The following is a 5664-nucleotide window of genomic DNA, read 5'->3' as shown; positions in this document are numbered from 1 at the left end:
GCGGCTGAACTTGCCATAGCTGCATTCTTGGCGATGCCATGTTCCGCCTTCATGCTCCGGTGGCTTGCGTTCGCCTTTGAGCGTCAATTGATTTCCGGTGACGTAGATTTCCATATCATCCATGTGGAAGCCGGGCAATTCAGCTTCGGCGTAGACGTTGTCCTCGTCTTCGCGAACGTTCAAAGCGGGGAAGCTACCGACGCCCATCACGCCGCCGTTACCGCCACGGCTGAACAGTCGATCCATTTCGCGGCTGAGTCGATTCAGCTCCGTCCAGGGTTCCCATCGAGTTGCTAACATGTTCGTACCCTCCTTTCAAACGGGTTCAAAAGAAGATTCGTGTATCAAGTTGGTTTTTGTATTGGATTAACCGAGTGTGCCTCGGTGGCAGTCTTTGCTGGCCACCTGGGTAAAATTGCAACGGCTGTACCAATTGCGAATCAACATGGTGGCGAAGCTTCCCGCTGATAAAGGTGCGTGTTGACTTCGTGTCAATTTGGCGTCCCAGCCGACAATTTGTCGCTCGAACCGATGCGGCGAAATGCTCACAGCACGCTGCTGCAAACCACTGCTCGGCAAGGTCGCTGCGGTACATCCTTTGCAACTTTGGGTCCGCCACACGTCCGCGCTTCGACAGACTGGCATGCTAGGAAAAACTGGCGTGGTGATACCGACGGGATCTGCGGTCAATGCTTGTCATCGCGGTTTATGCCCGTACCAAAATGGCAGCCTCTGGCAACCGCCGCGATCTGTTTTGTGCCCTGATTGAATGTGACCAGAACCGAGAAGGTTGAAGGAGACCAAGCGATGTCTTTCATCACGCATCATTGCCCGTCCTGTCACGCTCCGATGCGAGAGGGCTTTTTGATTGATCGTTTTGGCGAGTTCCAAAAAGACACCTTGTTCTGGGCGAGCGGCAGTTTCGGATCGTTCATGTTGGGACGCGAGCAGGTCTATCCCGTGACCACATGGCGTTGCCAACACTGCGGTTTGTTGCAGTGCTATGCCGCCCTGGCTAAAATGCAGCAAGGTGATCACGCTGCCGTCACGACGCTGACGAATCGACACCGCCGCAGCAACCCACTGAGCACGACTCGCCCAACAACCTCCACCAAGTCGTCTCGTAATGGATAGAAACGAATCCGCGGGCCGTAAAGCACCGGGCATCACCTTCGTAGCCACGCTCACCAGAGCGCTGATGTTTGCACATTCGTAGCTACGCTCGCCAGAGCGTGGATGTTTGTTTTGGATCAGTCGCAATTTTTACATGCGCAGCCTCTCTACCACCTCTCCACCAACTTCGTTGGGGGAGAGGTTCAGTGGAGCCTTCAGCGACACTGGGGTGAGGGGGCTGACCGAGCAAGTCGGTGCGTCGTGGACACCGTGCGCACCGGAATTGACTCGGATGATAGCGCGGTCGCCCCCTCACCCGAGCAACGCCTTTAGGAGCGTGCTCCACCTCTCCCCCGACTTCGTCGGTGGCGAGGTAACACTTCGTAGCCACGCTCACCAGGGCATCAATGGTTGGCACTGTCGCTACGTCGCACGGGACGACCACCAATCGGCGTAAGGCGTGTTCTTGATCAGGTAGCGATTGTAGTCGCGGTCGTCGTCCCACCACGTCGGCCCGCGTTCGCCCAATGCGACTTTGGCGGCGTGCACCTTCTTGCGAGCGGCGGCCAGCGCATTGTCGTCGCTCGATCGCCGAGCGGCGGCAACCTCGCGGCGGGCGGTCATCAGTTCACTGACTAGTCGCTGGCGAGTTTCCTCATCCAGGTTCGGGTTCGTGCAACGTCACAGCCGTTCTCGATGAACAAAGTAGCGGCCGTCGGGGGTAATGGGGTATTTCAAAAAGTCGAGCCTGTTCAATTTCCAGCGAGGCGTCTGCGGTCCTATTCAAACAGATTACCCGATTTGCGAAGTACCAATCTTCCGATTCGTGTGTCGCCATCAGGCCAAGTCCTTCGCTCGGATTCGCTGCACGTCCCCTTCACTGCTGGACTGTAAAGCCGAACAATGCTGTTTCACGATAAGGAGACACTTGTTGGGGCGTGATTGAGCCCAAAAACGAGTCCGTGTGTCTAAGCAAGATGAATTGGGAACCGCTGCCTCGTCCACTCCGTCAACGTTGGCAATCACCCAGTCGCCGTCATTTTAGTTTGTGTTCACGAGACGATCACGCCGGCGACTTGGGTGCACCGTATTGTTCTTCGATGTTTTTTCCACCGGCCGCCCGATGATTGTAGCAAGTCCATTGACGCGACCCAAATCCACGTTCTTTGCACTGCCTACGCACGGTACAACCATCTTCACCGCACAAAAAATCTCGCAACGAATGAAACTACAGATGGACGCAGATGAACACAGATTATCGCCTGACGCATCTGCGTGAATCTGAGTTCATCTGCGGTTCCCACTTTTCAAGTACCGCGTTTTGCAATCCGACACTCGTCACGTTTGCAGCACGATAAACTTCCTCGCCCTTCATCCGCCAAACCACATTGGACCACCAAGTCCAATCCAACGAATCCTAATTTCCAGTCTGCGAACGGCCGCGATCACCTGGGACGGACGATTGATTTTCCATCTAAAAACTCGCACGCCGTCCTCGGATGCACGGGCTGGTGCTTTCTCCCTGTCTTCTTCGTACTCGTACTCAGCATCGCGGTACTCGTCCTCGTCTCCAAGATTGTTTTCGGCCACGGTATCCGATCGTGCGATCAGACGGGGCAACGTTGACACGATCCAAGTCCTCATTCTTCGCACTGCCTGCGCACAGTACAACCATCTTCACCGCACAAAAAAATCTCGCAACGAATGAAACCGCAGATGAACGCAGATGAACACAGATTATCTCCTGAAGCATCTGCGTGAATCTGAGTTCATCTGCGGTTTCCACCTCTCAAGTTCCGCGTTTTGCAATCCGACACTCGTCACGGTTGCAGCACAAAAACATCCTCGCCCTTCATCCGCCAGACCACATTGGACCGCCAAGTCCGATTCAACGAATACTAATTTCCAGTCTGGGAACGTCGGCGATCACCTGGGACGGACGATTAAATTTCCATCCGATGAACCTCACAAGCTGCCCTCGGGGGCACGGCTTGGTTCTGGCTTCCTGCCTTCTTCGTACTTGTACTCGTACTCAGCATCGCGGTACTCGTACTCGTCTCCAAGATTGTTTTCAGCCACGGTATCCGATCGTGCGAACAGGTGAGTCGGTTGACGCGACCCAAATCCTCGTACTTCGCGCTGCCGACGCACAGTACAACCCTCTTCACCGCACAAAAAATCTCGCAACGATTGAAACCGCAGATGGACGCAGATGAACACAGATTACCTTCTGACCCATCTGCGTGAATCTGAGTTCATCTGCGGTTCCCACTTTTCAAGTTCCGCGTTTTGCAATCTGACACTCGTTACGTTTGCAACGCAAAAAACATCCTCGCCATTCATCCGCCAGACCACGTTACACCACCAAGTCCAATTCATCGAATCCTAGTTTTCAGTCTGGGAACGGCGGCGATCACCTGGGATGGGCGAATGAATTTCCATCCGATGAACATCACAAGCTGCCCTCGGGGGCACGGCTTGGTTCTGGCTTCCTGCCTTCTTCGTACTTGTACTCGTACTCAGCATCGCGGTACTCGTCCTCGTCTCCGGCATTATACCCGACAACGGGCTCAGCCACGGTATCCGATCGTGCGACCAAGCGGGGCAACGTTGCCGCGATCCAAATCCTCGTACTTCGCGCTGCCGACGCACATTACAACCATCTTCACCGAGTAAAGAAACTGGCAACGAATGAAACCGCAGATGGACGCCGATGAACACAGATTATCGCCTGACGCATCTGCGTGAATCTGAGTTCATCTGCGGTTCCCACCTCTCAAGTTCAGCGTTTTGCAATCCGAACCTTGTCATGTTTGCAGCGCAAAAAAAATCCTCGGCCTTCATTCGCCAGGGCAAATTGGACCACCAAGTCCAATTCATCGAATCCTAATTTTCAGTCTGGGAACTTTAACGATCATTCGGTCGTCGCGGTGGGGCTTCCATTGTCGAAACTCGCCGGCTCGAGTGCAACGGAGGGTGCGTCGTTGTGCTGCGTCTTGCAAGTCCATTTTGATAGGAGACGCTCCAATTCAACAGCAACAATTACGCCGATCATGGCAAACATTGCTGCCGTGAGAAATAGAGCGGTACCGGAATATTGATTAATGAAGTTCTCTAGTTGTTGTTCAGTCGTAAAACTAGATCCGACGACAATCCAGCATATGAGGAATGCTCCCGACACAAAAGACGCAATTATCGTCGGCTGATAAGGTTGAAGGAACAAGCGACGAGGAATCTTCCAGACAAAGGTTAATAAATAGAGGCACAGTGGCAAGACCGTCCTGAATAGAGAATCGCCGGGCTGTGAAAGCGTTTGGGTTATAGCCCCACCAACGCCCACTCTTGTCATCAGAATTGCCGTGCCCGCCATGACACCGCCAATAATAAAAACCAATCCCTGTCGAAAGAACGACGTGCGTTTCTGCTGTGGTGGGGAACTTTCCAGAACTGATGGCGGTTTATATGAATCCATACTCTACAACTCATAAGTCGGTGAACGGTTGCCGTCACCTGGGACGGACGATTGATTTTTATCTGAAAAACCACGTAAGCCGGCCTCGGGTGCACGGCTTGGTGGTGGCTGCCTGTTTTCTTTGCACTCGTACTCAGCATCGCAGTACTCGTGCTCGTCTCCGACATTGTACCCGACAGTGGGGGCGGCCACGGTATCCGATTGTGCGATTAGGCGGGGCAACATTGACGCGACCCAAATCCTCGTTCTTCGCAATGCCTGCGCACAGTACAACCCTCTTCACTACACAAAACCTGGCAACGAATGAAACCACAGATGAACGCCGATGAACACAGATTACCTTCTGACCCATCTGCGTGAATCTGAGTTCATCTGCGGTTCCCACTTTTCAAGTTCCGCGTTTTGCAATCCGACGGTTGTCACGTTTGCAGCACAAAAACATCCTCGGCCTTCATCCGCCATGCTACGTTACACCGCCAAGTCCAATTCATTGAATACTAATTTCTAGTCGGGGAACGGTTGCCAGTCACCTGGGACCGACGATTGATATTCCACCTGAAAAACCACGTAAGCCGGCCTCGGGTGCACGGTTTGGTACTGGTTGCTTGCTTTCTTCGTACTCGTACTCAGTATCGCGGTACTCGTGCTCGTCTCCAAGATTGTTTTCAGCCACGATATTGGAGAGTGCGATTAGGCGGGGCAACATTGACGCGACCCAAATCCTCGTTCTTCGCACTGTTTGCGCACGGTACTACCATCTTCACAGCGCAAAAAACTGGCAACGAATAAAACCACAGATGAACGCCGATGAACACAGATTACCCCGTGACGCATCTGCGTGAATCTGAGTTCATCTGCGGTTCCCACCTCTCAAGTTCCGCGTTTTGCAATCCGACACTCGTCACGTTTGCAGCACAAAAAACATCCTCGCCCTTCATCCGCCAAACCACATTGGACCACCAAGTCCAATCCAACGAATCCTAATTTCCAGTCTGGGAACGTCGGCGATCACCTGGGACGGACGATTAAATTTCCATCCGATGAACCTCACAAGCTGCCCTCGGGGGCACGGCTTGGTT

The 5664-nt window shown here is 53.4% G+C and carries 7 protein-coding genes; 2 read left to right on the top strand and 5 right to left on the bottom strand.

Annotation, left to right across the window (positions count from 1 at the left end; translation table 11 throughout):
• On the bottom strand, positions 1 to 300 hold a 300-nt coding region (locus tag ABX962_RS28540), incomplete at its 3' end, for an Hsp20/alpha crystallin family protein (RefSeq protein ID WP_372724576.1).
• Positions 301 to 807: 507 nt separating this feature from the next.
• Here ABX962_RS28540 and ABX962_RS28535 point away from each other — a divergent pair.
• On the top strand, positions 808 to 1134 hold the full coding sequence (locus ABX962_RS28535) for a hypothetical protein (protein WP_372724574.1): 327 nt from the start codon (positions 808 to 810) through the stop codon (positions 1132 to 1134).
• Positions 1135 to 1536: 402 nt separating this feature from the next.
• Here the strand turns inward: ABX962_RS28535 and ABX962_RS28530 are convergent, their stop codons facing one another.
• The 4 genes from ABX962_RS28530 to ABX962_RS28515 all read right to left on the bottom strand — a co-directional run bounded on the left by ABX962_RS28530 (position 1537) and on the right by ABX962_RS28515 (position 4585).
• Positions 1537 to 1737 carry a hypothetical protein gene (locus ABX962_RS28530; protein WP_372724572.1) on the bottom strand — a complete coding sequence of 67 codons (201 nt, stop codon included), beginning with the start codon at positions 1735 to 1737 and terminating at the stop codon, positions 1537 to 1539.
• A 747-nt stretch (positions 1738 to 2484) separates the two neighbouring features.
• Positions 2485 to 2742: a hypothetical protein gene (locus tag ABX962_RS28525; protein WP_372724571.1), complete on the bottom strand. Its 258-nt coding sequence runs from the start codon at positions 2740 to 2742 to the stop codon at positions 2485 to 2487.
• 823 nt (positions 2743 to 3565) lie between these two features.
• Entirely contained in the window at positions 3566 to 3691 is a 126-nt protein-coding gene (locus ABX962_RS28520; RefSeq protein ID WP_372724569.1) for a hypothetical protein, read from the bottom strand.
• Positions 3692 to 4027: 336 nt separating this feature from the next.
• Positions 4028 to 4585, bottom strand: a complete 558-nt coding sequence (locus ABX962_RS28515) for a hypothetical protein (RefSeq protein WP_372724567.1) — start codon at positions 4583 to 4585, stop codon at positions 4028 to 4030.
• Positions 4586 to 5392: 807 nt separating this feature from the next.
• On the opposite strand from ABX962_RS28515, the gene ABX962_RS28510 reads away from it, so the two are divergent.
• On the top strand, positions 5393 to 5569 hold the full coding sequence (locus tag ABX962_RS28510) for a hypothetical protein (protein ID WP_372724565.1): 177 nt from the start codon (positions 5393 to 5395) through the stop codon (positions 5567 to 5569).
• Positions 5570 to 5664 lie beyond the last annotated feature (95 nt).

Origin of the sequence: Novipirellula sp. (assembly GCF_041583735.1) — a bacterium.
GTDB lineage: Bacteria > Planctomycetota > Planctomycetia > Pirellulales > Pirellulaceae > Novipirellula.
The sequence above is the reverse complement of the archived record's forward strand: the minus strand, read 5'-3'. Positions and strand labels throughout refer to the sequence as shown.

Coding starts and splice junctions, on each gene's coding strand:
- ABX962_RS28535 (WP_372724574.1), top strand. CDS start 808: ATGTCTTTCATCACGCATCATTGCCCGTCCTGTCACGCTCCGATGCGA.
- ABX962_RS28530 (WP_372724572.1), bottom strand. CDS start 1,737: ATGACCGCCCGCCGCGAGGTTGCCGCCGCTCGGCGATCGAGCGACGAC.
- ABX962_RS28515 (WP_372724567.1), bottom strand. CDS start 4,585: ATGGATTCATATAAACCGCCATCAGTTCTGGAAAGTTCCCCACCACAG.
- ABX962_RS28510 (WP_372724565.1), top strand. CDS start 5,393: ATGAACACAGATTACCCCGTGACGCATCTGCGTGAATCTGAGTTCATC.